General features: G+C 71.0%; 25 protein-coding genes and 1 tRNA gene. 16 read left to right on the top strand and 10 right to left on the bottom strand.

Annotated features, from left to right (window positions below):
- Positions 1-4 precede the first annotated feature (4 nt).
- From glmU to WAE60_RS06600, 9 genes are all read left to right on the top strand, one after another.
- Positions 5-1,399, top strand: coding sequence for a bifunctional UDP-N-acetylglucosamine diphosphorylase/glucosamine-1-phosphate N-acetyltransferase GlmU (gene glmU, locus WAE60_RS06560; protein ID WP_337685488.1), 1,395 nt, complete (start codon positions 5-7; stop codon positions 1,397-1,399).
- A complete protein-coding gene (rpiA, locus tag WAE60_RS06565; RefSeq protein WP_029915349.1) occupies positions 1,396-2,076 on the top strand; it encodes a ribose-5-phosphate isomerase RpiA in 681 nt (226 codons plus the stop codon). The genes glmU and rpiA overlap by 4 nt, the downstream gene beginning before the upstream one ends.
- A 69-nt stretch (positions 2,077-2,145) precedes the next feature.
- Positions 2,146-3,540 (top strand): glutathione-disulfide reductase, encoded by a 1,395-nt coding sequence (gor, locus tag WAE60_RS06570; protein ID WP_337685489.1) that lies wholly within the window; start codon positions 2,146-2,148, stop codon positions 3,538-3,540.
- Entirely contained in the window at positions 3,537-4,820 is a 1,284-nt protein-coding gene (locus WAE60_RS06575) for an O-antigen ligase family protein (protein WP_337685490.1), read from the top strand. Before gor ends, WAE60_RS06575 begins: the two co-directional genes overlap by 4 nt.
- A gap of 84 nt (positions 4,821-4,904) precedes the next feature.
- Positions 4,905-6,284, top strand: a complete 1,380-nt coding sequence (locus WAE60_RS06580; protein WP_029915355.1) for a 3-deoxy-7-phosphoheptulonate synthase class II — start codon at positions 4,905-4,907, stop codon at positions 6,282-6,284.
- A 73-nt stretch (positions 6,285-6,357) separates the two neighbouring features.
- On the top strand, positions 6,358-7,263 hold the full coding sequence (locus tag WAE60_RS06585; protein WP_029915357.1) for an aspartyl protease family protein: 906 nt from the start codon (positions 6,358-6,360) through the stop codon (positions 7,261-7,263).
- Positions 7,264-7,348: 85 nt separating this feature from the next.
- Positions 7,349-9,139, top strand: coding sequence for a long-chain-acyl-CoA synthetase (locus tag WAE60_RS06590; RefSeq protein WP_337685491.1), 1,791 nt, complete (start codon positions 7,349-7,351; stop codon positions 9,137-9,139).
- A 20-nt stretch (positions 9,140-9,159) separates the two neighbouring features.
- Positions 9,160-10,026, top strand: coding sequence for an alpha/beta hydrolase (locus tag WAE60_RS06595; protein ID WP_337685493.1), 867 nt, complete (start codon positions 9,160-9,162; stop codon positions 10,024-10,026).
- Positions 10,023-10,406, top strand: a complete 384-nt coding sequence (locus WAE60_RS06600; RefSeq protein WP_337685494.1) for a VOC family protein — start codon at positions 10,023-10,025, stop codon at positions 10,404-10,406. The genes WAE60_RS06595 and WAE60_RS06600 overlap by 4 nt, the downstream gene beginning before the upstream one ends.
- Here the strand turns inward: WAE60_RS06600 and WAE60_RS06605 are convergent.
- Positions 10,403-11,320 carry a M23 family metallopeptidase gene (locus WAE60_RS06605; RefSeq protein WP_337685496.1) on the bottom strand — a complete coding sequence of 306 codons (918 nt, stop codon included), beginning with the start codon at positions 11,318-11,320 and terminating at the stop codon, positions 10,403-10,405. The genes WAE60_RS06600 and WAE60_RS06605 overlap by 4 nt on opposite strands.
- A gap of 5 nt (positions 11,321-11,325) precedes the next feature.
- The gene (locus WAE60_RS06610) at positions 11,326-11,991 is read right to left on the bottom strand and encodes a hypothetical protein (protein WP_337685497.1); all 666 of its coding nucleotides are present in this window, start codon (positions 11,989-11,991) and stop codon (positions 11,326-11,328) included.
- Positions 11,992-12,203: 212 nt separating this feature from the next.
- Between WAE60_RS06610 and panD the strand changes: the two genes are divergently transcribed.
- Positions 12,204-12,560 carry an aspartate 1-decarboxylase gene (gene panD, locus WAE60_RS06615; protein WP_337685498.1) on the top strand — a complete coding sequence of 119 codons (357 nt, stop codon included), beginning with the start codon at positions 12,204-12,206 and terminating at the stop codon, positions 12,558-12,560.
- A gap of 2 nt (positions 12,561-12,562) precedes the next feature.
- Positions 12,563-13,033: a hypothetical protein gene (locus WAE60_RS06620; RefSeq protein WP_337685499.1), complete on the top strand. Its 471-nt coding sequence runs from the start codon at positions 12,563-12,565 to the stop codon at positions 13,031-13,033.
- A 150-nt stretch (positions 13,034-13,183) separates the two neighbouring features.
- On the opposite strand, the gene WAE60_RS06625 is transcribed toward WAE60_RS06620, so the two are convergent.
- Positions 13,184-13,939 (bottom strand): SIMPL domain-containing protein, encoded by a 756-nt coding sequence (locus WAE60_RS06625; protein ID WP_029915371.1) that lies wholly within the window; start codon positions 13,937-13,939, stop codon positions 13,184-13,186.
- Between the two features lie 194 nt (positions 13,940-14,133).
- Here WAE60_RS06625 and WAE60_RS06630 point away from each other — a divergent pair.
- Positions 14,134-14,209, top strand: a tRNA-Ile gene (locus WAE60_RS06630).
- 673 nt (positions 14,210-14,882) lie between these two features.
- On the opposite strand, the gene WAE60_RS06635 is transcribed toward WAE60_RS06630, so the two are convergent.
- From WAE60_RS06635 to WAE60_RS06650, 4 genes are read right to left on the bottom strand one after another with little or no spacing between them, the layout of a single operon-like run.
- Positions 14,883-15,860, bottom strand: a complete 978-nt coding sequence (locus WAE60_RS06635; RefSeq protein ID WP_337685500.1) for a methyltransferase domain-containing protein — start codon at positions 15,858-15,860, stop codon at positions 14,883-14,885.
- Positions 15,861-15,862: 2 nt separating this feature from the next.
- A complete protein-coding gene (locus WAE60_RS06640; RefSeq protein ID WP_029915373.1) occupies positions 15,863-16,075 on the bottom strand; it encodes a DUF5989 family protein in 213 nt (70 codons plus the stop codon).
- The gene (locus WAE60_RS06645; RefSeq protein ID WP_337685501.1) at positions 16,072-17,859 is read right to left on the bottom strand and encodes a carbamoyltransferase N-terminal domain-containing protein; all 1,788 of its coding nucleotides are present in this window, start codon (positions 17,857-17,859) and stop codon (positions 16,072-16,074) included. The genes WAE60_RS06640 and WAE60_RS06645 overlap by 4 nt, the downstream gene beginning before the upstream one ends.
- Positions 17,859-18,590 (bottom strand): ferritin-like domain-containing protein, encoded by a 732-nt coding sequence (locus WAE60_RS06650; RefSeq protein WP_337685502.1) that lies wholly within the window; start codon positions 18,588-18,590, stop codon positions 17,859-17,861. The genes WAE60_RS06645 and WAE60_RS06650 overlap by 1 nt, the downstream gene beginning before the upstream one ends.
- 56 nt (positions 18,591-18,646) lie before the next feature.
- On the opposite strand from WAE60_RS06650, the gene WAE60_RS06655 reads away from it, so the two are divergent.
- A complete protein-coding gene (locus tag WAE60_RS06655) occupies positions 18,647-19,867 on the top strand; it encodes a hypothetical protein (protein WP_337685503.1) in 1,221 nt (406 codons plus the stop codon).
- 78 nt (positions 19,868-19,945) lie between these two features.
- Positions 19,946-20,593 carry a DUF202 domain-containing protein gene (locus WAE60_RS06660; protein WP_197026733.1) on the top strand — a complete coding sequence of 216 codons (648 nt, stop codon included), beginning with the start codon at positions 19,946-19,948 and terminating at the stop codon, positions 20,591-20,593.
- 35 nt (positions 20,594-20,628) lie between these two features.
- Here WAE60_RS06660 and WAE60_RS06665 read toward each other — a convergent pair whose 3' ends face one another.
- On the bottom strand, positions 20,629-21,492 hold the full coding sequence (locus WAE60_RS06665; RefSeq protein WP_337685505.1) for a DUF1080 domain-containing protein: 864 nt from the start codon (positions 21,490-21,492) through the stop codon (positions 20,629-20,631).
- 209 nt (positions 21,493-21,701) lie between these two features.
- Here WAE60_RS06665 and WAE60_RS06670 point away from each other — a divergent pair, with 209 nt between their 5' ends.
- Positions 21,702-23,084 carry an ethanolamine ammonia-lyase subunit EutB gene (locus WAE60_RS06670; RefSeq protein ID WP_337685506.1) on the top strand — a complete coding sequence of 461 codons (1,383 nt, stop codon included), beginning with the start codon at positions 21,702-21,704 and terminating at the stop codon, positions 23,082-23,084.
- On the top strand, positions 23,081-23,902 hold the full coding sequence (eutC, locus tag WAE60_RS06675; RefSeq protein WP_337685507.1) for an ethanolamine ammonia-lyase subunit EutC: 822 nt from the start codon (positions 23,081-23,083) through the stop codon (positions 23,900-23,902). Before WAE60_RS06670 ends, eutC begins: the two co-directional genes overlap by 4 nt.
- On the opposite strand, the gene WAE60_RS06680 is transcribed toward eutC, so the two are convergent.
- Entirely contained in the window at positions 23,853-24,836 is a 984-nt protein-coding gene (locus tag WAE60_RS06680; protein ID WP_337685508.1) for an AEC family transporter, read from the bottom strand. The two genes, eutC and WAE60_RS06680, sit on opposite strands and share 50 nt — an antisense overlap.
- 144 nt (positions 24,837-24,980) lie before the next feature.
- The gene (locus WAE60_RS06685; protein WP_337685509.1) at positions 24,981-25,559 is read right to left on the bottom strand and encodes a DUF2939 domain-containing protein; all 579 of its coding nucleotides are present in this window, start codon (positions 25,557-25,559) and stop codon (positions 24,981-24,983) included.
- Between the last annotated feature and the right edge of the window lie 98 nt (positions 25,560-25,657).

Consider the following 25,657-nt stretch of genomic DNA (forward strand, 5'->3'; position numbering starts at 1 on the left):
GCCCATGACCAACCCCGCTTCTTCACCGGCGCGTCCCCGCGCCGCCGTCATCCTGGCCGCCGGCCAGGGCACGCGGATGAAGTCGCCCACGCCCAAGGTCCTGCACCGGATCGGCGGGCGGACCCTGCTGGACCACGCCATCGACACCGCCCAGGCCCTGAACTGCGAGCGCATCGTCGTGGTGGTCGGGGCCCACAGCCCGCAGGTCGGCGAGCACGCCAGGAAGCGCCTGGGCGAGGCCGCCACGGTCCTGCAGGACCCGCCGCAAGGCACCGGCCACGCCGTGCTGGCCGCCCGCGAGGCCCTGGCCGACTTCGACGGCGACGTGGTGGTGACCTTCGCCGACTGCCCCCTGCTGAGCGCCCCCGTCATCCAGCCCCTGTTCGATCTGCGCGCGAAGGGCGCGGACGTGGCGGTGCTGGGCTTCGAGGCCGCCCATCCCGGCGCCTACGGCCGGCTGATCCTGGCCCCCGGCCACGTGCTGCTGCGCATCGTCGAGGCCAAGGACGCCGACGACACCGTCAAGCAGGTCAAGCACTGCAATTCCGGCGTCCTGGCCGCCGACCGGGCCGTGCTGTTCGACCTGCTGGCCAATGTCGGCAACGACAACGCCAACAAGGAATACTACCTGACCGACGTGGTCGGCCTGGCCCACGACCGCGCGCTGTCGACCCGCGCCGCCTTCGCGCCGGAGGCCTCGGTGCAGGGGGTCAATTCCCAGGCCGAGCTGGCCGCCGCCGAGGCCGTCTGGCAGGCCGCCCGCCGCAACGCCTTCCTGGTCGAGGGCGTGACCATGCCCGCGCCGGAGACGGTCCATCTGTCGTGGGACACCAAGCTGGCGGCCGGCGTCACGGTGGAGCAGTTCGTGGTTTTCGGCCCCGGCGTCAGCGTCGCCTCGGGCGCGGTGATCAAGGCCTTCAGCCACCTGGAGGGCGCGGCCGTCGGCGAGGGGGCCCTGATCGGTCCCTACGCCCGCCTGCGTCCGGGGGCCGAGATCGGTCCGGACGCCCACATCGGCAACTTCGTCGAGGTCAAGAAGGTCAAGGTCGGGGCCGGCGCCAAGGCCAACCACCTGTCCTATCTGGGCGACGGCTCGATTGGCCCAAAAGCCAATATCGGGGCCGGCACGATCTTCTGTAACTACGACGGCTTCGACAAGTTCGAGACCCATGTCGGGGCCGGCGCCTTCATCGGCTCAAACAGCGCCCTGGTGGCGCCGGTGCGGGTGGGCGACGGGGCGATGACCGGCTCGGGCTCGGTCATCACCAGGGACGTCGAGGACGGGGCGCTGGCCCTGAGCCGCGCGCCGCAAAGCGACAAGCCGGGCTGGGCGACCAAGTTCCGGGACATGAAGGCCGCCCAAAAAGCCAAGAAGCAGGCGAAGAAGGACAGCAAATGAGCGCCGACGATCAGAAGCGGATTTCGGGCGAGGCCGCGGCCCAGCTGGTCGAACCTGGCATGGTGGTGGGCCTGGGCACCGGCTCGACGGCCGCCTGGTTCGTCAAGGCCCTGGCCGCGCGCAAGCTGGACATCCGGGGCGTGCCGACCTCCGAGGCCACCGCCAACCTGGCCCGCGACCTGGGCATCCCGCTGACGGCCCTGGACGACGTGAAGTCCATCGACCTGACCGTGGACGGCGCCGACGAGGTCGGGCCCGGCCTGTCGCTGATCAAGGGCGGCGGCGCGGCCCTGCTGCGCGAGAAGCTGGTCTGGGAGGCGTCCAAGCGCTGCGTGGTCATCGCCGACGCCGCCAAGAAGGTCGACCACCTGGGCAAGTTCCCGCTGCCGATCGAGGTGGTGCGCTTCGGACACGTCCACACCGGCCATCGCCTGGCCGACATCGCCGCCGAGTTCGACCTCCTGCCGCCGCGCCTGCGCATGGCCGAGCGGGGCGTGGTGGTCACCGACGGCGGCAACGTGATCTACGACCTGCCGTCCGGCGTGATCGCCGAACCGGCCGCCCTGGCCGCCGCCCTGAAGACCGTGACCGGCGTCGTCGACCACGGCCTGTTCCTGGACCTGGCCGACGAAGCGCTGCTGGGAACCGACCAGGGGGTGGTCAAGCTGGTCCCCTAGACCCATATCCGCCCTCTTTCGGGCTCATGGCCGAGCCGAGCCCGCCTCAAGTGATTCCGGAGCGCCGCGATGGCTGAGTACGACTTCGACCTCTTCGTCATCGGCGCCGGCTCCGGCGGCGTGCGCGCCGCGCGCCTGGCCGCCATGAGCGGCGCCAAGGTGGCCGTGGCCGAGGAATACCGCGTGGGCGGCACCTGCGTGATCCGCGGCTGCGTGCCCAAGAAGTTCATGGTCTACGCCAGCGAGGTGAAGGCCCAGCTGAAGACGGCTAAGGGCTACGGCTGGACGATCGGCGAGGCCAGCTTCGACTGGAAGGGCTTCCTGCACGACAAGGACGTCGAGATCGCCCGCCTGTCGGGCATCTACGTCACCAACCTGCAGAAGGCCGGGGCCCACCTGCTGCACGGCCGCGCCCAGATCGTCGACAAGCACACGGTCGAGGTCCTGCCCAAGCAGGGCAGCAAGGACGCCGGCCGCTACACCGCCCGCAAGATCCTGATCGCCACCGGCGGCCGGCCGTGGAAGCCGGACTTCCCGGGCGCGGAGCTGGGCATCACCTCGGACGAGGCCTTCCACCTGCCGGAACTGCCCAAGCGGGTGATGGTGGTGGGCGGCGGCTATATCGCCGTCGAGTTCGCCAGCATCTTCAGCGGCCTGGGCGTGGAGACCACGCTCTGCTACCGCGGCGCCAACATCCTGCGCGGCTTCGACGACGACGTGCGCTCGCACCTGGCCGAGGAACTCGAGAAGCGCGGGATCAAGGTGGTGCTGGGCTGCTCGCACGAGAAGCTGGAGAAGACCGACGCCGGTCTGGTCAGCACCTTCAACAACGAGCTGACCTTCGAGACCGACCTGGTGATGTTCGCGACCGGCCGCGATCCCTATGTGGCGGGCCTGGGCCTGGAGAACGTCGGGGTCCAGCTCAACGAACGGGGCGCGATCGTCGTCGACGAACAGTCCCGCACGACCGCCGACAACATCTGGGCGGTGGGCGACGTCACCGACCGCATCAACCTGACGCCGGTGGCCATCCGCGAGGGCGCGGCCTTCGCCCAGACCGAATTCTACGACAACCCCACCAGCTTCGACCACGAGATGGTGGCCTCGGCGGTGTTCTCGCAGCCGCCGGTCGGCGCCGTGGGGATGAGCGAGGCCGAGGCCCGCCAGGCCTTCGGCAAGGTCGACATCTACCGCGCCGTGTTCCGTCCGATGAAGGTCACCTTCTACGGCGGCCAGGACCGCTGCCTGATGAAGCTGGTGGTCAGGCAGGACGACCAGCGCGTCGTCGGGGTGCACGTGGTCGGCCCGGACTCGCCCGAGATCATCCAGATGGCCGCCATCGCCGTGAAGATGGGCGTGACCAAGCAGCAGTGGGATTCCACCTGCGCGGTGCACCCGACCCTGGCCGAGGAACTGGTGACGATGCGCGAGAAGTACATGCCGTCCGAGATGGGGACCGTATGATCGCGATCCCCTCGCTCGCGTCGAACCGCCTTGGGGACGCTCCGTCGGACGGCTCGGACCGGCGCACGCCCTGGCTGAGCGGCGTGGCGGTGTTCGTGGCGGTGATGACGCCGCTGCTGGCCTATATCGCGCCGCTGGGGTTCGCGCCGCTGCTGGCCCTGACCGGCCTGCTGGTCCTGCCGGGCCTTCGCCTGACCCGGGCCGCCGCGCCGCCGCTGCTGATCCTGGTGGCCATGGCCGTGTGGGCGGCGATCAGCCTGAGCTGGAGCCCGGCGGCGATCGACGTGTCGAAACTCAAGGGCTACGACGACCTCGAGACCCTGACGGCCATGAAGCTGTTCCTGCAGGTCGCGACCTACGGCGCGGCCGTGGTGGGACTGCGCGGCCTCTCGGACGCCGGCGCGCGGCGGGCGGCGACGGTGCTGGCCTACGGCGTGGTGGCGCTGTCCGTCGTGGCGGCGCTGGATTCGCTGAGCGGCGCGACGATCTACCAGAAACTGCACCTGGCGACCGGCGAGGCGATCCGGCCGGACCTGGCGATGGTCAAGGTCTCGCTGTCGACCTACATCCTGGCGCTGCTGTTCTGGCCGGCGGCGCTGATCCTGTCGCGCCTGTCGCGTCGCGGCCTGATCGGGCTGCTGGTGCTGGCGACCGTCGTCACCTCCAAGGTCTGCAGTTCGGACGCCTGCCTCGTGGCCCTGGCCGCGGGCGGGGCGATCTGGGCGATGGTCTACCTGGCCGGACGGAACGGGGCCAAGGTGCTGGTGGGACTGGTCGCGGCCCCCTTCGTGCTGGCCCCCCTGGCGGTGCTGATCGCGGTCGAGACGGGCTTCGTCGCCTGGCTGCACAGGATGGTGCCGGCCTCGTGGGACATGCGCCTGAACATCTGGACCTTCGCGGCCGACCACATCCAGAGCCACCCCTTCCGGGGCTGGGGGCTGGACGCGAGCCGGACCTTCGGGCCGGGCATCCCGTTGCACACCCACAACGCCCAGCTCCAGCTGTGGCTGGAACTGGGGGCGATCGGGGCGGCGCTGGCGGGCGTGTTCTTCTGCTGGCTGGCCTACGGCGTCGTGCGGCTCAGCGAGCGGTCGCGGGCCGAGGCCGCGATGGCCGCCGGCGCCCTGGTCAGCTACCTGGTGATCGGCGGCCTGAGCTTCGGGGTCTGGCAGGAGTGGTGGCTGGCCCTGGGCGCCTTGACGCTGATCGCCTGCCGCCTGGCCCGCGCGGTGCCCCGGTCCGAATGGACGGATTTGGATGAAATTGCCCAGCAAGGGTGATTTTCCATCCCGCATCGCAACGATTTTGCCTTTCAGCGGCGCCTAAGGTAAAAGCCGCTCCCTTTTGAGAAGTTCGAGACCGTTATGACCAGCCGCTGGACCCCGTCGTCGTGGAGAGGCATGCCCGCGAAACACGTCCCGACCGACTACCCCGACGCGGGTGCGGTCGAGCGCGTCGAGCAGACCCTTCGCCAGATGCCGCCGCTGGTCTTCGCCGGCGAGGCGCGCCGCCTGAAGACCCTGCTGGGCGACGTGGCCGAGGGCCGCGCCTTCCTGCTGCAGGGCGGCGACTGCGCCGAGAGCTTCAAGGAATTCCACGCGGACAACATCCGCGACACCTTCCGCCTGATCCTGCAGATGGCGGTGGTGCTGACCTTCGCCGGCGGCAAGCCGGTGGTGAAGGTGGGCCGCATCGCCGGCCAGTTCGCCAAGCCGCGCTCGGAGCCGATCGAGACGATCGGTGACGTCACCCTGCCGTCCTACCGGGGCGACAACATCAACGGCATGGAGTTCACGGCCCAGGATCGCGTGCCCGATCCGGATCGCTTGCTGCGCGCCTACGGCCAGTCGGCCGCGACCCTGAACCTGTTGCGGGCCTTCGCCAGCGGCGGTTACGCCGACCTCTACAACATCCACCGCTGGACCCTGGGCTTCGTGGGCGACAGCCCGCAGGGCGCGCGCTACCGCGAGCTGTCGGAGAAGATCTCCGAGGCGCTGACCTTCATGTCGGCGGTCGGCGTCACGCCCGAGACCCAGCCGGACCTGCGCCGGGTGGAGTTCTTCACCAGCCACGAGGCCCTGCTGCTGGGCTTCGAGGAAGCCATGACCCGCGTCGATAGCACTTCGGGCGACTGGTACGACACCAGCGCCCACCTGCTGTGGATCGGCGAGCGCACCCGCCAGCTGGACGGCGCCCACATCGAGTTCATGCGCGGCGTGAAGAACCCGATCGGCCTGAAGTGCGGCCCCACGATGGAAGGCGACGACCTGCTGCGCCTGATCGACGTGCTGAACCCGAACAACGAGCCGGGCCGCCTGACCCTGTACGGCCGTTTCGGCTCGGACAAGATCGCCGACCGCCTGCCGCGCCTGATGAAGGCCACCAAGAGCGCCGGCCGTTCGGTGGTCTGGGCCACCGACCCGATGCACGGCAACACGCTGAAGGCCTCGACCGGCTACAAGACCCGGCCGTTCGACCGCATCCTCTCGGAGGTGAAGTCGTTCGTCGAGATCGCCAACGCCGAGGGCGTCCACCCCGGCGGCGTGCACTTGGAGATGACCGGCCAGAACGTCACCGAATGCCTGGGCGGCGCGCGGGCGGTGTCGGAAGGCGATCTCGCCGACCGCTACCACACCCACTGCGACCCGCGGCTGAACGGCGAGCAGGCCCTGGAGCTGGCGTTCCTTGTGGCCGAGAAGCTGAAGTCCGCCCGCGACGACCAGCGCCGCCTCGCCGCGGGATAACGGCGGTTTTCGAAACGCTGGTGGAGACCTCGCCACGGGTATAGCCTCCTTCTCCTGGAAGGAGGCTGGTCCCGTGGACAGTCCCATCATTCGCCGGCGCGCCTTGGCCGGCCTGCTCGCCCTGACCGCGTCGCCGGTCCTGGCGCGTTCGCTTCCCGATCCTCCGCAGGCGGACAAGACCACGCCGCTGGGCTATGTACGTCGCCTGACGGTGCAGGTCCGGATCAACGACCTGGGTCCCTATCCCTTCCTGATCGACACCGGGGCCAACGCTTCGGTGATCTCCGGAGAGCTGGCGGCCATGCTGGGCCTGCCGGCCGGCGAGCCCGTCAATCTGCACGGCATAGCGGGGACCGAGCGCGTATCGACCGTGACCGCGGCTTCCATCGCCGTGGGGCGCCGGGTCCGCAAGGGGCTGACCCTTTCGGTGCTGCCGGGCCGCTTCATCCAGGCGCCGGGCATATTGGGGCTGGACTGGCTGGGCGCCCAGGGGCTGGTGCTGGACTTCGCCCGCGAGGAGATGCGGCTGGGTCCCGTCGCGCCGCGCACCGACGAATCGACGGTGTCGGTGCCGATCCGGGCCACGCGCAGCGGCCTGCACCTGATCGAGGCCTCGGTGTCCGGCGCCCTGACCCTGGCCTTCCTCGACACCGGCTCGACGACCACGGTCGGCAACATGGCGCTGATGCGCCAGGCGGTGCGCCGGCGGGCGGTCAGCAGCGAGTGGGCGGACATCGAGCTGCAGAGCCTGACCGGCCAGACCATGGCCGGCCGGCTGGCCGCCCTGAAGACCGTCAGCCTGGGCAAGGTCAATCTGCGCAACCTGCCGGTGGTGTTCGGCCCGGTGCATACGTTCGACTATTGGGGCCTCTCGGACCGGCCGGCGATCCTGATCGGAATCGACGTGCTCAACGCCTTCGACTCGGTGGCCCTGGATTTCATGCGCGGCCAGGTGCACTTCAGCCTGCCGTCGGCCTAGACGCGCCAACCGGCGTTCTTGGACGCCGCCATGTCTTGACCCGCCGCTCAGCGCTCTCCAATGGTTGTTTGAACGGAGTGCGTCGATGAGTTTGCCGGCCAGGTTGAAACGCGAGTTGAAGTTCCTGAAGGGACTCTCGCGCACGCTCAAACGCGTGAAATCCATCGCGCCGGAAAGCCCGAACCTGATCTGCGACGATCTGGAGGCGGCGGTCGACAAGTGGCGCGACAGCCAGGCCATCGTCTTCGAGGGCAAGTCGGTCACCTACGCCGAGCTGGACGCCATCGCCAACCGCTACGCCCACTGGGCCAAGGGGCAGGGGATCACGCGCGGCCAGACCGTGGCGCTGTTCATGCCCAACCGCCTGGAATACCTGGCGATCTGGTACGGACTGTCGAAGGTCGGGGTGGCCACCGCCCTGATCAACAACCAGCTGACCGGCCCGGCCCTGGCCCACTGCCTGAACATCTCCCAGGCCCTGCACTGCATCGTCGATCCCGAGACCTCGCCCTGCTTCGAGCAGGTGAAGGCCTCGCTGGGCCGCCACGTCCAGCAATGGGTGCTGGGCCCGGCCACCGGCGACCAGCGCGACCTGGCCAACGCCCTGAAGAGCTGCAGCCAGCTGCGGCCCGACCGCCTGACCGCCCGCAACGGCCTGACCGCCAAGGACACCGCGCTCTACATCTTCACCAGCGGCACGACCGGCATGCCCAAGGCCGCGCGCATCACCCACATGCGGGCGCAGCTCTACATGCGGGGCTTCGCCGGCTCGACCGACGCGCGCGCCACCGACCGCATCTACATCACCCTGCCGCTGTACCACGCCACCGGCGGCCTCTGCGCCATGGGCGCGGCCCTGCTGAACGGCGGGGCGGTGGTGCTGCGCAAGAAGTTCTCGGCCACCGCCTTCTGGGACGACGTGGTCGCCAACAACTGCACCATGTTCGTCTATATCGGCGAACTGTGCCGCTATCTGGCCAACCATCCCGAGACGCCCAACGAGCACGCCCACAAGATCCGGCTGATCTTCGGCAACGGCCTGCGTCCGGACGTCTGGGACGTGATGCTGGACCGCTTCAAGGTCGGCGGCGTGCTGGAGTTCTACGGCGCGACCGAAGGCAACGTCTCGCTGTTCAACTTCGATGGCCGGCGCGGGGCCATCGGCCGCATCCCGGGCTATCTGCGCAAGAAGTTCAACATCCGCATCGTCAAGTTCGACGTCGAGACCGAGACCCCGGTGCGCGGACCCAACGGCTGCTGCATCGAGGCCGCGCCGGGCGAGATCGGCGAGTGCATCGGCCACATCGCCAGCGACGCCCGCAGCAACTTCACCGGTTACGCCGACAAGGCCGCCACCGAGAAGAAGATCCTGCACGACGTCTTCGACAGGGGCGACGCCTGGTTCCGCACCGGCGACCTGATGCGCAGCGACAGCGACGGCTACCTCTATTTCGTCGACCGCATCGGCGACACCTTCCGCTGGAAGGGCGAGAACGTCGCCACCAGCGAGGTGTCCGAGCGCCTGTCGGCCGTGGCCGGCGTCAAGGAGGTCAATGTCTACGGCGTGCCGGTGGGCGACCTGGACGGCAAGGCGGGCATGGCGGCCCTGGTCGTGGGCCCCGAGTTCGAGATCGCGGCCCTGGCCGAATATGTCGACCGCGAGCTGCCCGTCTACGCCCGGCCGATCTTCGTGCGCCTGCAGCCCGAGATCGAGACGACCGGCACCTTCAAGTACCGCAAGATCGACCTGGTCAAGGACGGCTTCGACCCGGCCAACACCAAGGATCCGCTGTACTTCCGCGATCCCAGCAAGGGCTACATCAAGCTGACCAAGGCGGTGCACGCCAAGATCCTGGCCGGCGGGTACAAGCTGTAGGCCACCCCGGGAGGGCGCGGATGGTCGGATCGATGGGACGTCAGGCCGCCCTGGCCGCCTGGGCCCGCAAGAACCTCGCGCCGGTCGCCCTGTTCGGCGCGGTGATCCCGAAGGACCCGGCCCGGCGCGTCGCCGCCGACGCCGCCTTCGGCCCGCTTCCGCGCCTGAAGCTGGACGCCTACGCCCCGGCGCGGGGCGACGGGCCGTGGCCGGTGCTGGTGTTCTTCTACGGCGGCTCGTGGGACGCGGGGAACCGGCGGGACTACGGCTGGGCTGGGCGGGCCCTGGCGGCCCAGGGCTTCCTGACCCTGGTCCCGGACTACCGCCTGCATCCGGAGGCGACCTATCCGGGCTTCCTGGAGGACGGCGCCCTGGCCGTGCGCTGGGCCGTCGACCACGCCCGCGCCCTGGGCGGCGACCCCGACCGCATCGTGCTGGCCGGTCACTCGGCCGGGGCTTACAACGCCGCCATGCTGGCCCTGGACGACCGCTACCTGACGGCGGCGGGCGTCGAGCCCAAGGCGGTGCGGGCCTTCGCGGGCCTGTCGGGGCCCTACGCCTTCCTGCCGCTGGACAAGCCCGTCACCCAGCGGACCTTCGGCGGCGCCGGGGACCTGGCGGCCACCCAGCCCGGCTCCCACGTCCGTCCCGACAGTCCGCCGGCCTTCCTGGCGACCGGCGAGGACGACACCCTGGTCCGCCCGCGCAACACCCGCCGCCTGGCCGCCGCCCTGCGCGAGGCCGGGGTGGCCGTCGAGGAGCGCTGCTACGCCGGACTGGCCCACGCCGGCCCGATGCTGGCCCTGTCGCGGCCGTTCAGGCGCAAGGCGCCGGTGCTGGCCGAGATGATAGGGTTCCTGAAGGCGTGGACAGGAGAGAGGCCATGACCGTGATCACCGCCGCCGAGCCCCAATTGTTCGTCGCCGATCTGGACGCGGCCTGCCGGTTCTATGTCGAGGTCCTGGGGTTCGACCTGGCCTTCTCGCACGGCGATCCGCCGTTCTACGCCCAGGTCGTCCGGGGCGGGGCCCGGCTGAACCTGCGCGGGGTCGAGGGGCCGGTGTTCGACGCCGGCTTCCGCGAACGCGAGCCCGACGCCCTGGCGGCCACCCTGACGCTGGACGACCCCGAGCCGCTGTTCCGCGCCTTCCAGGCGGCGGGCGCGCCGTTCCACCAGACCTTGCGGACCGAGCCCTGGGGCGCGCGCACCTTCATCGTGCGCGACCCGGACGGCAACCTGATCCTGTTCGCCGGAATTGCCGGCTAGGAGCAACTCCCCCCGTTCAGCTTGCGCTGATAGGCCTCGGCCAGGCTCATGTACGGCGGCAGGAAGGTGTGCAGCACCACGGCCTTGCCGTCGGTGGTCGTGCCCGCCACCCCGGCCCGCAGCTCGAAGTGCAGGTGGATGGTGGTGGGCGTGCCGCCGAAGTCGTTGCTGACCTTGCCCAGCTTCTGGCCGGCCACCACCGTGTCGCCCTCGTGCACAGCCAGGGCCGCCATCTGCATGTGCAGGTAGCGATAGACCCGGTGCGGGGCGGCCGACGAGGTCAGGGTGACCGTGTAGCTGCCGATGTCGGTGATCACGCCCTTCTCGGCCGCCACCGCCCAGTACTGGTTCTTCTTGCAGGCGGCCGGGCGGATGTCCTGGCCCTGGTGGCCCGTGCCGCCGCCGGCGCACAGTGGATTGTCGCGCGCGCGGGCCTCGCAGAAGGTGTCATGCCAGGGCAGGCTGTAGTTGACCGCGTCGCACTGGCTGGTGCCGGCCGGACCCATGCCGCCGCCATGGCCGTAGACCTGGGAATTGGCGAAGGCGTCGTCCTGCAGCGGCCAGCACATGTTGGGCGACCACACCGTGCGGTCCAGATAGCCGTGACCCTGGCCGGTCGGGATCACGCCCGGGGCGTCGTGGTTGAAGGTCGCGGGCGAGGGGGCCGGCGGTGTCGGCGGCTGGGCCGGGGGACCGGGCGCGGGCGGGATCGGCTCGCTGGACGGCTGCTCGGCCCCGCCGTCGGACGGCTGGTCCTCGGGCGTGGGCGGGCCGGGCTCGGGCGAGGCGGGCGTCTTGACCTCGCCGCCGGTCGAGCCCGGCGCGGCGGGCTTGGTGTCGTCGCAGGCGCCCAAGGCCAGGGCCCCCAAGGAAAGGGCCAGGACCAGCGGGGACAGCAGGAGCAGCTTGCGCATGGTCTTCAGCCCCCCAGGCCGGCGGCGGCGCGGGCGGCCGCGCCCATCACCACGGCGGTGGTCTTGGCGGCCAGGCCGCGGGCGTAGTTGTCGTCGGCGCAGCGGGGGTCGGTGGGCGCGTCGCACCGCACCTCGACCGTGTAGAGCACGCCGTAGCGGACGAAGCTGATCAGCTGGCCGTCCACCGTGCGCTGCGAGATGGCGCCTTCCGGACCCATCGGCGTGACCTTCAGCGGCGTCGCGGCGGGCAGGGGGACCACGGCGGTCGTGCCGGTCAGCGAGACGCCCGCACCGGGGGCGTCGGCGGTGATCGTGTAGTAGTCGCCGAACGAATAGATCCGCGCCCCGGCCGTCAGGTCGCCGTCGGTGGGCAGCAGGATCGGCACGCGGGTCATGTCGACGGCGGCCTGGTTGAGGTTGGGCGCGGGATTGCCGCCGCCGCTCTGGCGCAGGCCGCCGATCGCGGCCTTCCAGTCGACCTGGCCACCGCGCGGCGGGGCGCGGTTCAGGACGGCGATGCCGGGCCGTGTCGCCGCCGGGGCCGCGGTCGGAGCCGCCGCGCCCGGAACCTGCGCCCCGGTCGCCGGGTCGATCCGCGTCTGGGACAGCGCCGCCCCCAACGCGCCGGCGGCCACGATCCCGCCCAGCACCAAGCCTGTCACCAGTCGCATGAGAGCCCCCTCGCATCACGCCGTTATCTCGACCATACGACGCCCAAGCGTCGCTGTTAACCTTTGTTCGGCGAAGGGCGCCGGCCCGCCTGACGCCGGGGAGCGATTGAATGCGGGCCGCTTCCTGTCTATATGGCCGGACTGATCACGGGTCATGTGTGTGGCGGCCCGGAAAATCCCATAATATATCAAATGGATAGGGTTATTCCGCCATGCTGCTGACGATGATGAAGGCCAAGCTTCACCGGGCCACCGTCACTCAGGCCGACCTCGACTACGAAGGCTCGATCGCCATCGATCGCGACCTGCTGGACGCCTCGGGCATCCTGCCCAACGAGCAGGTCGACGTGCTGAACATCACCACCGGCGCCCGCTTCACCACCTACGCCATCGAGGCGCCGCGCGGCTCCAAGGTCATCGGCGTCAACGGCGCGGCCGCCCGCCTGGTCCAGAAGAACGACACGGTGATCGTCGTCACCTACTGCCAGATGCCAGCGGAAGAAGCTCGAAATTACGCCCCCACCGTGGTGCTGCTGGAAGACGGCAACCGCATCAAGAAGGTCGCCTGAGCATGAAGACGCCCGCCAAGGCCTTTGGGGTCCTCATCGCGGCGGGGCTCCTGCTCGCCGCCTGCTCCCCGAAGCTGCCCGGCGGCGTCGACGAGCAGCGGCTGTCGGAAGCCATCGGCCGCGCCATCGGCGGTCCCAACACCTGCGTGCTGTTGGCGAACAAGGCCGGCAAGGTGGTCTGGACCGGCGGCGGCTACATCACCTGCGCCCGCAACCTGCCCACCTGCGGCGGGACCACCACCACGGCCCAGACCGTGCTGGAAGGCGCGGTCGGCAAGCCCGCCCGCTTCGCCAGCTGCCCCTCGGGCCCCGGCGTCAACACCGTCGGCTGGGCCATGGGCCCCGTGCCGGTCGGCGCGGGCAAGCCGGACCACGGCCTGTCGTACGTCGCCGTCATGGAAGGCGAACGCGCCCTGCCGGGCCGCGAGGTGCAGGAGCGGGTCGAAGAGGCCTTCGCCAAGGCGGGGCTGTAGCTCGAGCGGCTCACCCACTTGCCCCCACCTGACCGCTTCGCGGTCTGTCCGCCCCCATAGGGGGCGGAGCCTATCGCGCGAGGCTCTTCCCCCTATGGGGGAAGACGACCGCGAGCGGTCCGTAGGGGGCAAGTGTTCGCCCCCTAGGCCTTACTTCGCCAGTTCGTACGTCGCCGAGACGCTGACCTGCACCTTCAGCTCGCCGGCCGAGACCGGGCTGACCTCGGCCTTGTCCATGCGGGCCATGGCATACATCGGCATCGGGGGCGGGGCGGGCGTGTAGCCGCCGCCTTCGCCCAGGCTGACCAGGCGGACGATCTTGTAGCCGGTGGCCCGGGCGTAGAGGTCGGCCTTGGCCTGCAGGGCCTTGACCGCGTCCAGCCGCGCCGCGTCCTCGGCCGCCTGCGGGTTCTGCAGGCCGAAGCTGATCCCGCCCACATTGGTGGCCCCGGCGCCGACCGTGGCGTCGACGGTCTGGCCCAGCTTGGTCAGGTCGCGCACCTGGATGGTCACCTGGTTGCTGGCCTGATAGCCGCTGAGCTTCGGCGGATTGTTCTCCACATAGACGTACTGCGGATTGACGCTGAGATTGGAGGTCTGGATGTCGCGGTCGGCGATCCCGGCCTTCTTCAGGGCGGCGATCACCTTGTTCATCTGGACGGCGTTGGCGCTCATGGCCCCGGCGGCGGTCGCGCCGTCGGTCTGGACGCCCAGGGTGATGGTCGCCAGGTCGGGCGTGACCTTGGTCTCGCCCTGGGCCGACAGGTTCAGCGTCGTGGCGCGGAACGCCGCGTCGGCGCTGTCGGCGCCAAGACCTTGAGCAGAGGCGGGCAGGGCCGCGGCGGCGGAGGTCAGCAGGGCGCCGGCCAGGGCGATCGAGGCCGTGCGGGCGGTGAGGGCGGTCATAGTCGTCGTTCTCCATGCGGCTGCGGCGCCGCGACCCTAGCATCCCGTCCGCCGACCCCGGCAAGCGCGGCCGACGACGGACGCCCCACTCCTGACAGGCTCAACCTGAACCGGACCTTTAAGCCGCGTGCAGCCCATGCTAATCGACCCGTCCTCCCGAAGGGGCCGAGCGTCGCGCCGCCCGACGGTCTTGGGGGCCTGTAGCTCAATGGTTAGAGCCGACCGCTCATAACGGTCTGGTTGGGGGTTCGAGTCCCTCCAGGCCTACCAATTTTCCAGCGTGTGAAGATTCAAGGTCGGCGCGGCTGAGTCAGCAGGCCCCACCCGACCCACGAGGGGGAGGGAACGGCGTCTACGCTCGGCGGATAGCGAACAGACTTCAGCGTTTTCAACGCCCTGAACTTTTTCGACCGAACTTATCCTCACCCTTCCAGGCGCCCGTATCCTGATGTCACCTGAAGGCATGGGAAGGGCGTCCGGCCGGCGACCGAACGGTTTTCGGGGGTGGACGAGCGGGAAGGCTTTGTCCGTCGTGTCCCACAAGGACGCCTTGGGTTGGAGTTGGAGCAGGTTCGCCTTAGCCGCGACGAAGCTCCGGCGCTCGGGGAGACGGAGAAGCCGCCAGGCCTGGGCTGAAATCGCCCAGGCGGTCCGGGGTGCGGCCAGCACCTCGCCCGTCGGGGGCCTCTCTCGGAGCGGGTTAAAAATCCGCGATCCGAAGGCTTCCGGATAACGGCTCCACGCGAAGCGCTCAGACTTCGTCGAAACGGTACTCAAAACTGCAAATCATCCGGGCGAGGCCCGGGCGCTTCGCACCCTTCCCATCACCCGCCGGGTTTCCCGGCCGGGGACATGCGCTCGCGCGTGTCCCCATCAGCTCGCACTAAGCCAAGACCTGGGGACACGCCCAAGGGCATGTCCCCGGCTGCTGTACGCGGCACGCTCATGGCGTCCGCCGCCCGATCATCACGAACAACCCCCCCTCCGGCCCCAGCGTCTTCATCCAGCCCACCTGGCTGAGCCAGGCTTCGAACGTCCAGTTGTCGGCCGCCGGTTCGAAGAGGTCGTCGGGCTCGTCGCCGATCAGGGTGCTGGGATAGGCGCGGACGTAGTCGACGCCGGTCTCGGCGAACCACTTCAGCAGCTCGCCGTGGGTGTGCCGGTGCTCCTCCGGATGCTGGTACTGGTCGCGCAGCCAGGCGGCATGGCGGTCGGGTTCGGCTTCCCGGGACCGCAGCACGGGGTCGAAGGGAATCCAGCGGAAGCCGGTCAGGCGGGCGACGGCGCGCCTCAGCCGCAGGGGCAGCCTGGCGACGGCGTTGTAGAGGCCCAGCACGATCATGCCGCCGTCCGGCCGGGCCAGCCGCACCAGGCGGGCGAAGGCGGCCCTCGGGTCGGGGGTGTGATGCAGCACGCCCAGGCTCACCACCACGTCGAACGCCCCCTCGGCCAGGCCCGGGGCGTTGAGGTCGGTCTCGACGAACTGGACGTCGCGCGAGCCGAACCGCCGGGCGGCCGCCGCGCCCAGGTCCAGCGAGGCCCGGGTCAGGTCGGCGCCCACCACCAGACGGTCGGCGCGGGCCAGGTACAGGCTCATCTGGCCGGTGCCGCAGCCGACCTCGACGATCCTGGCGTCGCCGGGGATGGCGCGGTCCAGCAGGCGGGCGAACGGGCTGCGCTCGGCCCGGGCCCTCAGGCCGTCCAGGCTGTCGCGCGGCGGATAGCCGGGGAAGGGGGCGTGGCCGTAGAAGGCGCGGACGGCCTCGGTGCGGGCGTCGCCCGGCAGGCGCAGGTCGACGACGCCGTCCGCCGCGCCGTAGCGGGCGCCGCAGCCTCGGCAGGTCCAGTCGGCCGCCAGGACGCCGCCGCAGGCCGGGCAGGCCAGCAGGGCCCGTAGGTCGGCGCCGGTCGCGTCCGCCACGCTCAGAAGATCGCGTAGACGAACGGCGCCAGGGCCTCGACGGTGACGGCCAGGATCAGGATCGCGCCGGTCAGGCACAGGAAGACGGCCAGGGGCGCCAGCCAGCGGCGGCCCGACCGGTCACGCCAGAGGCCCTTGACGAGGTCGGCGGTCGAGCCGGCCATGCTGCCCAGCACGATCATCTGGCGATGGATGCGTCCACGACGGCGGATCATGCGAGTTCCTCCTGTGGTTCATTCGGTTCTTGGGGGGAAGCCTGGGCCAGGGCGCGCTTGACGATCCGGGCGCGGCCGGCGACCAGGACGTCGATCCCGCAGCGCCGGAACGTCGAATAGCCCTCGACCACCCGGTTGACGATCGGCTCGCCGGCCAGGTTGAACGAGGTGTTCAGCAGCACCGGCATGCCCGAACGGCGGCCATAGGCTTCGAGCAGGGCGTGCAGGCGAGGGGCCATGTCGCGCTCGACGGTCTGGACCCGGGCGGTGCCGTCCACATGGGTGACCGCCGCCAGCCGCTCGCGCCATTCGGGGCGGACGGGGAAGACGCCGGACATGAACCGCGCCAGCCGCGCCCCGCCCGGCGGCAGCTCGAAATAGCGGTCGGCCGCCTCGATCGGCACGACGGGGGCGAAGGGGCGGAACTCCTCGCGGTACTTGATGTCGCGGTTCAGCCGGTCACGCATGGCCACGTCGTGCGGCGCGGTCAGGATGCTGCGGTGGCCCAGGGCCCGGGGGCCGAATTCGAGCGCGCCCTCCATCCAGCCGACCACGCGGCCGGCGAAGAGGTCGTCGGCGGTCTGCTCGATCAGGGCCGCCTCGTCCAGGTCGGCGACCGGCAGGCCGTCCTCGCCGGCCAGGCGGGCCAGCTCGCCGTCGTCGATGGCGGGACCCCAGAACGGGTGGTCGGGCATGTCGCGGTCGGGATTGCCGAAGTGGATGCGGTCGGCGTAGAGCGCCGCGCCCAGGGCCGAGCCGGCGTCGCCGGGGGCGGGCGGCACGAACAGCCGCTCAAAGCCGCTCTCGGCCAGGATGCGGGCGTTGGCCACGCCGTTCAGCGCCACCCCGCCGCCCAGGCACAGGTCGGGCAGGCCGGTGTCGGCGTGGAGGCGGCGGGTCATGTCGACCAGGATCTCCTCCAGCACCGCCTGGACGCTGGCGGCGACGTCGGCGAAGCGGCGGCCCTCGGGCGTGGCCAGGTCGATGGGCTCGTAGGCCTGGCGGGGCGGGCCGAAGAGGTCGACGAAGCGCTTCGAATACGAGCGGGCGACCGTCGTGTGGAAGGCGAAATAGTCCAGGTCCAGGGCGAAGGCCCCGTCGCCGGTGCGGCGGATGACCTTGCGGACCTGGTCGGCCATGGTCGGCCGGCCGTAGGCGGCCAGGCCCATGACCTTGTACTCGCCCTCGTTGACCGCGAAGCCGAGATAGGCGGTGAAGGTCGAGTACAGCATGCCCAGCGAGTGGGGGAACCGCACCTCGCGGTCGAGGACGAGGCTGGTCGGGCCGCCCGGCGTCCGCTGGCCCCGCCCGACGGTCAGGGTGGCCCATTCGCCGACCCCGTCGGTGGTCATGATCGCCGCATGGCGGGTGGGGGCGGTCAGGAAGGCCGCGGCGGCGTGCGACTGGTGGTGCTCGGTGAACAGCACCTTGTCGCGGCCCACGCCCAGCTGGGCGGTGATCAGGCCGCGTACCCAGGCCTTCTCGCCCAGGCTGTTCTTCATGGCGTGGGCGAAGGCGCCCCGGCCGTGGGGGAAGGCGCGCAGGGCGCTGACCAGGATGCGGTCGAACTTCAGCATCGGCCGCTCGTAGAAGACCACGGCGTCCAGGTCCTCGGGCTCGAGGCCGGCGCTGTCCAGGCACCACTCGATGGCCTCCAGCGGGAAGGCCGCGTCGTTCTTGCGGCGCGACAGGCGCTCCTGCTGCACGGCGCCGACCGGCAGGCCGTCCACCACCAGGGCCGCGGCGGCGTCGTGATAGTGGGCCGAGACGCCGAGAATCTTCATCAGTATTGCCGCTTCAGGGCCGCGCCGTTGCGCTCGGCGGCGATCGGGCTCCAGCCCTCGGGCTCGCGGCGCTGGGCGCGGCGGGCCATCAGGGCGAAGGGCGGCAGCAGCACGAAGTACTGCAGGGTCAGCACCACCGTGCCGATCACCGAGGCCAGGGCGCCGGCGAACCGCAGGTACAGCGACCACAGGCGGCGCAGGCGGGCCATCCACAGCAGGCGTCCGTGGTCCTTCGGCGCGACGCGCAGCAGCTGGGCGTGGGTGTAATTCATGTGGAACGCCTCGTCGTGGCACACCTTCTCGAAGACCTCGCGGGTCGGCGGATCGCCGTCGAGCACGGCGATGTAGTGCGTGAAGTCGCGGGCGGCGGCCTTTTCGGACAGGTGCAGGAAGGCCAGCAGCGCGCCGTCGGCTTCCTGCTCGACCCGCAGGTCGTCCAGGCCGCGCTCGCCCGGGGCCAGCCAATCGGTGTTGGCGGGGCCGTCCGCCCCACGAGGAAGGCCGGACAGGAGCGCCAGGCCGCGCTGGCGGAACAGGCCGGCGTGGCGCTGCTCGTCCAGGGCGTGGACCAGGAACAGGCGGCGGAGGAGGGGGTCTTTCGTCTGCTCGGCGGCCCGGACCAGGTCGCGTCCCCCGTCCGCCTCCACCTCCGCGAAGCGCAGGAGATTGTTGGCGCGCCGCCGGGCGTCGCGCCAGACCCATCGGTGGACCGATGACAGCGGGGATTGCATGGGGCAGGGTCCCTTCTGTCGGTCATCCAATATCATCCGCGAGGGAGGATCAACACTTGGCTGAGCGGGCCGAAGGCCCCGTCGCGGCGCCGGCCAGGGCGCGCGGCCTGGTCGCCGAGCTGGTCGTGGTCGTGCTCGGCCTGGCCCTGCTGGGCTGGGCCGCGGCGGCCGACACGCACTGGCTGGACCGGCACGTGCTGCCGGACTTCTACACCCCCCGCGAACGGCAGGTCCTGATCCTGAACCTCCTGCGCGGGGCGGCGGCGGCCCTGGGTCTGGCGCTGGTCTTCGTCGTGCGGCCGTGGGCCGGCCGGAAGCTCACCGGCACGACCTCGGCCCGCCTGGCCTACGACGTCGCCCCCATGGCCCTGGCGGTGGCGCTGTCGCTGGCGGCCAGCGAGTTCCTGCTGTCGCGCCTGCCCTGGCTGGGGACCCAGGAGGTGCCGGCCCCGCGCGAGCCGCTGCGCCAACGCGATCCCCGCCTGGGCTGGGTGTTCGTCCCTTCGCGCGAAGGCGTCGGACGATTGGGCGGCCGCGACATCGCCTACGCCTTCGACGCCGAAGGCCATCGCGTCCGCCGTCTGGGCGACCAGGTGGACTACGCCCGGCCGACCATCCTGTTCACGGGCGAGTCCGTCATGGTCGGCCACGGCCTGACCTGGGAGGAGTCGCTGCCCGCCCAGGTCGAAGCCCTGACGGGCGTGCAGAGCGCCAACCTCGCGGTCGAGGGCTACGCCACCGACCAGTCCTATCTGCGGCTGCGCGACGAGCAGGCCGACTTCCGGCGCCCCGTGGCGGTGGTCGCCCTGTTCATGCCGTCGCTGCTGCGCCGGACCCTGGACCGCGACCGACCGCATCTCAGCCGCTCCCTGGCCGTCCGCCCGCCGACCCCTTCGCTGAAGCTGGCCGAGGTGGCGCGGCGGGCGATCCCCTATCGCTCCGAGCGCAGCATCGACCGGGGCGTGGCCATCAGCCGGGCCGCCCTGGCCGACACCGTCGCCCTGGCCCGGCAACGGGGCGCGGTTCCGTTGATCCTGGTCCCGCAGATACGGCCGGAGACGCCGGTCGAGGCCGACCTGCGCCGCCGCGTCCTCGACGGGGCGGACCTGCCCTACATGATCGTGCGGATCGATCCCGCCTGGCTGATCCCCCACAATCGCCATCCCGACGCCCGGGCCTCACGGGCCATGGCCAAGGCGGTGGCCGGTTATCTGGCGGCGCGGGGCGTATCGAGCGCCTCATCAAGCGCCTCAGGGAACCGCGTCACGTCGAACTAGGGGAAACCCGGATGGACCCTGGCCCTCGGCCCCGCGACTCTCGCGTCCGACCGCCAACCCGCCGGGATGCGTATGATCATGTCCACCAAGCCGGCCAAGGACGTCCCCAAGCGCCCCGCGCGCATCGAGCTGCCGCCCGTGCCGCCGTTGCCGCAGGTGAGCGACAAGCCCGAAGTCGCCTCGACCCAGTACTCCACTCACCGCACCAAGCTCTCGACCTTCCGGACCCAGCTGTCGGAGCACCGGACCGACCTGTCGGAATACCGCACCGACCTGTCGACCTTCCGGACCGACCTCTCCACCCACCGCACCGAGATGTCGATGCGGCGCACCGGCATGTCGTTCCAGCGCACGCGGATGAGCGACGACCGGACCCTGATGTCGGTGATCCGAACCTCGCTGTCGCTGATCGGCTTCGGCTTCACGATCTACCAGACGTTCCAGAAGCTCCATGACGCGGGCACGATCGCCAACCCCAACGCCCCGCGCAATTTCGGCGTCATCCTGGTGCTGCTGGGCATCGTCATGCTGATCGTCGGCATGGTCCACCACGTGCAGTTCATGCTGGAGCTGAAGAAGACCCGGCAGGACATGAAGCGGAACGGGCTGGTCCATGCGGACAGCCGGTTCCCGGTCTCGGTCACCTTCATGGTCTCGCTGGGCCTGCTGCTGCTGGGCTTCGCGGCGATCGCCAACATGGTCTTCAGCGTGGCGGTGTTCGGGTAGTCGAGCCAAAGGTCCTCCCCCTCAGGGGGAGGACCTTATTTCACCTTCGGCAGGCTGGTGATCGGCTCGATCACGATGTCGCGGAAGAAGGTCTCGGCGCCTTCCGACTGCAGCTGGATCGCGCCGTGGGTCAGGGGGCGGCCGTCGGCCTTCAGGTCGCGGACCTCGAGCACGGGCACGCCGTTGACAACGTGGACGGCGCGGTCGCCCAGCACGTAGAGGTCCAGGGTGTTCCATTCGCCGGCGGGATTCTCGGCGTCGCTGTAGGCCTCGACGTTCCAGTTGCCCGTGCCGCCCTGGACCGTCTGGACCCGGCCGCCGGGCGTGAACCGCAGCTTGGGCGGGATCAGGGCGGGATCGTCGACGGCGTCGGTCGTGGCGCTGATCGCCTCGCCGACGGGCACGACCATGCCGATCGAGCCGGTCATGATCTCGAACTCCACCGCCTGGCTCCAGGTGCCCCAGACCGCGCCGGGCGCGCCGTGGCTGTGATAGAGCAGGCCGTTGTTGGGCGCCTGGGTGTCGCGCGGCGCCCAGCGGCCCTTGCCCCACTTGTACTGGAGCCGCAGGTGGTAATCGTGGAAGTCGCCGCGACGGACCAGGCTGCCCCAGGTCCTGCCGTTGACATAGAGCGCCGGGCGGCCGTCCTCGACCACCACCTTGAAGATGTCGGCGCTCTGGGCGCCGACGCCGATCGGGGCGACGGGCGGACGCTTGTAGGTCAGGGCCGGGTCGGCGTAGCCGAGCCAGGCGTCCCAGTCCTTCAGGTCCTTGCCGTTGAACAGCGTGACGGCGGGGCCGGCGGCCTTGGGCACGTCGGCCAGGGTCAGGGGCTTGCTCGGCGCGGCGAGGGCGGGCGTGGCGGCCAGCGCCAGGGTGAAGGCCAGGGTCTTGAACATGGGTTCTCCCGCGCCCCGTCTCCGAGGCCGGCGGCAAGGTATCTGACAGCGTTGTCGGTTCAAGCGCCATGAGGTCGTAGATGCGGCCGGGGACAGCTCCATGGACCTGTCTCCATCAGTGCTCGTTGAACTGGCAGCTTGGCTCCGCAACCACCCCGGTCCTTTGGCGTCCGCTTCCCAGCCGCGCTTATCGGCGCCACCCTGCCGCCATGGCCTATCGCGCGACCCTGGGCGGAACCACCTGGACCTTCGAGAGCCTGGCCGACCTGATGGCCAAGGCCTCGCCGCCGCGTTCGGGCGACGCGCTGGCGGGGATCGCCGCGACCAGCGCCCAGCAGAACGTCGCCGCCAAGACGGCCTTGGCCGACCTGCCGCTGAAGGCCTTCCTGGACCAGGCTTTGGTGCCCTACGAGGCCGACGAGGTCACCCGTCTGATCCTCGACGGCCACGACGCGGCGGCCTTCGCGCCGGTGGCCTCGCTGACCGTGGGCGCGTTCCGCGACTGGCTGCTGTCGGAGCTGGTTACCCCCGCCGCCCTGGCCGCCCTGGCGCCGGGCCTGACGCCCGAAATGGCGGCGGCGGTCAGCAAGCTGATGCGCAACCAGGACCTGATCCTGGCCGCCTCCAAGCGCCAGGTGACGACGCGGTTCCGCAACACCATCGGCCTGCCCGGGACCATGGCCGTGCGGCTGCAGCCCAACCATCCGACCGACGACCCGGCCGGGATCACCGCCTCGATCCTGGACGGCCTGCTGTACGGCTGCGGCGACGCGGTGATCGGCATCAACCCGGCCAGCGACAGCCTGTCGGTGCTGGGCGACCTGACCCGGCTGATGGACGACCTGATCCGGCGGTTCGAGATCCCGACCCAGTCCTGCGTCCTGACCCACGTGACCACGGCCATCCAGCTGATCGAGCGCGGCGCGCCGGTCGACCTGGTGTTCCAGTCGATCGCGGGGACGCAGGCCGCCAACGCCAGCTTCGGCGTCACCCTGGAGCTGCTGCGCGAGGGGCTGGAGGCGGGGCGGTCGCTGAACCGGGGAACCGTCGGCGACAACGTCATGTACTTCGAGACCGGCCAGGGCTCGGCCCTGTCGGCCGGCGCGCATCACGGCGTGGACCAGCAGACGCTGGAGGCCAGGGCCTACGGCGTGGCCCGCGCCTTCGAGCCGCTGCTGGTCAACAGCGTGGTCGGCTTCATCGGCCCCGAATACCTCTACGACGGCAAGCAGATCATCCGGGCCGGGCTGGAGGACCACTTCTGCGGCAAGCTTCTGGGCGCGCCGCTGGGGGTGGACGTCTGCTACACCAACCACGCCGAGGCCGACCAGGACGACATGGACAGCCTGCTGACCCTGCTGGCCACGGCGGGCGTCACCTTCGTGATGGGCGTGCCGGGCGCCGACGACGTGATGCTGAACTACCAGTCCACCTCGTTCCACGACGCCCTCTATGTCCGCGAGCTCTTGGGCCTGAAACGGGCGCCGGAGTTCGAGGCCTGGCTGGAGCGGGCGCGGATCGTCGGGGCGGATGGACGCCTGGCGCCCCGGGCCGCCGGCCATCCGCTGCTGACCGCCGGGCGCGTCGGATGAGCGCCCCCCCTTCACTTCCAGGCGTCACGCCCGATCCCTGGACCGCCCTGCGCCGCCACACGCCGGCCCGTATCGCCCTGGGGCGGACGGGCTCCAGCCTGCCGACCTCCGAGGTGCTGGGTTTCGCCCTGGCCCACGCCCAGGCCCGGGACGCGGTCCACGCCCCGTTCGAGGCCGAGGCGACGGCGGAGGCGATCCAGGCCCTGGGGCTGGAGACCGTGATCGTCGACAGCGCCGCGCCGGACCGGGCGTCCTATCTGCGCCGGCCCGACCTGGGGCGGACCCTGTCGGAGACCGGCCGCGCCGCCCTGGTGGCCCGGACGCGCGGGGCCTGCGACCTGGCGATCGTGGTCGCCGACGGCCTGTCCAGCACCGCCGTCCACGCCCACGCCGCGCCCCTGATCGAGGCCCTGCTGCCGGCGGTGCGGGCGGCGGGCTGGCGGCTGGCTCCGGTGATCGTCGCCCGCCAGGCCCGCGTGGCGCTGGGCGACGCGGTCGGCGAGCTGCTGGGCGCGCGGCTGGCGATCCTGCTGGTCGGCGAGCGGCCGGGCCTGTCGTCGCCCGACAGCCTGGGGGCCTACATCACCTTCGCCCCGAAGGTCGGGCGCAGCGACGCCGAGCGCAACTGCGTCTCGAACATCCGCGCCGAGGGGCTGAGCTACGAGGCGGCGGCGTTCAAGCTGGCCTGGCACGCCCGCGAGGCCTTGCGGCTGGGCCTGACCGGCGTGGGCCTGAAGGACGGGAGCGACATCGCCGCCCTCGAGGCCGTCACGCCCCCGCGTATCGCTCCAGCAGGATCGCGATCGCCGACAGGCTGACGCACGAGACGGCGGTGGTCAGGGCCACGATCCGCGCCCCGCCGCGCTCGAACACGTTGTAGGCCTTGGTCTGGATGAAGACGTTGACCGCGGTCGGGGTGGCGGCCAGCAGGGTCGCGCCGAGGCGGAAGGGCAGGGGAGCGTCCACGAGGTCGGCGGCGAACCAGACCAGCAGCGGCAGCACCAGCAGCTTGCCGACGGCGGCGACGATGATCGGGGTCCAGCGCGGGATCGGCGGGGGCTCTTCCTCGGTCGGCTCGCAGGGGACGCCGGCGGCGGGGAGCCCGGTCAGGCCCAGGGCGACGCCGAGGGCGACCAGGGCCACGGGGCTGCCCGAGGCGGCCGCGGCGGCCACGGCCCGGTCCAGCACGCCGGGCAGGGACAGGCCCAGCAGGGCCATGGCCGAACCGGTCATGGCCGCCAGGACGATGGGATTGCGCAGGGCCTGCATCAGCGAGCGCCAGGTCGAGCGGCCGCCGGCCCAGCCCAGCAGGCCCACGCCGATGGCCGCCACGACGACGAAGTCCACCGCGACGGCGCCGGCCGACAGCCGCGCGGCCTCGGGACCCAGCACGGCGGCGGCGATGGGCAGGCCCAGGAAGGCGCTGTTGCCCAGGCTGGCCGACAGCGAGCCGCCGGCCCGTTCCTCGCGCGTCCACCTCAGGGCGCCGCCGAGCGCCGCCATCAGGACCACCACCAGCAGGGCGCAGGCGCCGTAGGCGGCCAGGCCCAGGGCCAGGGACCGGTCGGGCGCGCCGACCCGCGACAGCGAGTGCACCAGCAGGGCCGGGAAGCCGATCCAGTAGACATAGGTCGACAGGCCCGCCGACATCCGGGCGTCGAACAGGCGCAGCCGGGCCAGGGTGACGCCCGCCGCGACCAGCAGGAAGAACGGCAAGACCCGCTGCGGCACGTCGAGCAGGAGATGGATCAAGGCGCTACCATGGAACTGCGGGACGGCGATAAGCGCGCCACCCGGCGGGATTGATGCCCGAAAGAGAGTCGGGGCCGAAACAAGGCAAGGCTCGATACCACCGGCGAAGGCGGGCGGTCCAGCGGCGCACGACGGGAGCCCGGCTCAGCGCTCGTCCACGGGAAGGCGGATATGCACCAGCCGCCAGGTGAAGAGCTTGTCGCGGCGGAAGGTGAAGACCGTGGTCTTGGCCGGCTGGCCGGGCCGCTTGACGCTGATCCGCACGCGGTTGGGGTCCCAATAGGCGATCATGGCGTGCGGCCCGGCCACGGCGGCCTTGGCCTTGTCCATGGCCGTCGCCGGCCTGGGCGGGACGGGCGGGGCCGCGCCGGGCGCGTAGCCGCGGGTCAGGGCCGACAGCCCCTGGATGGTCAGGTAGCGGTCGACCTTGGGCTCGGGCGGGGCGATCGGCGCGATGGCGCGCTTGAAGGCGCCCAGCGGGTCGCGCCAGAGCGAGGGCGGTTCGGCCGGGGCCGCGGCGGCCGGGGTCTTGTCGTTCAGCTCGGCGGTCAGGCTGCCCCGGACGGCCGGGAAGTCGACCAGTTCGCTGATCGCCTGCACGTCCTCGTACTGGGCGGCGGCCTTGAGGGCGCGGAAGGCGAACCAGGGAGCGGTGGCGAAGGCGGCGGCGAAGATGACGATGCCCAGGACCAGCAGGTCCCAGATCCGCTTTTGCACAGTCATCGCCGCCCCCGCGCGAAGAAGGTTAAGGTTCGCATAGACACCCTAATCCCCGGCGCACCGCAAGGTTTCTCGCGCGAGACGGGCGCTGGCGGCGTCTT

Origin of the sequence: Caulobacter sp. CCG-8, assembly GCF_037402475.1 — a bacterium.
In the GTDB taxonomy this organism is placed as follows: Bacteria; Pseudomonadota; Alphaproteobacteria; order Caulobacterales; family Caulobacteraceae; genus Caulobacter.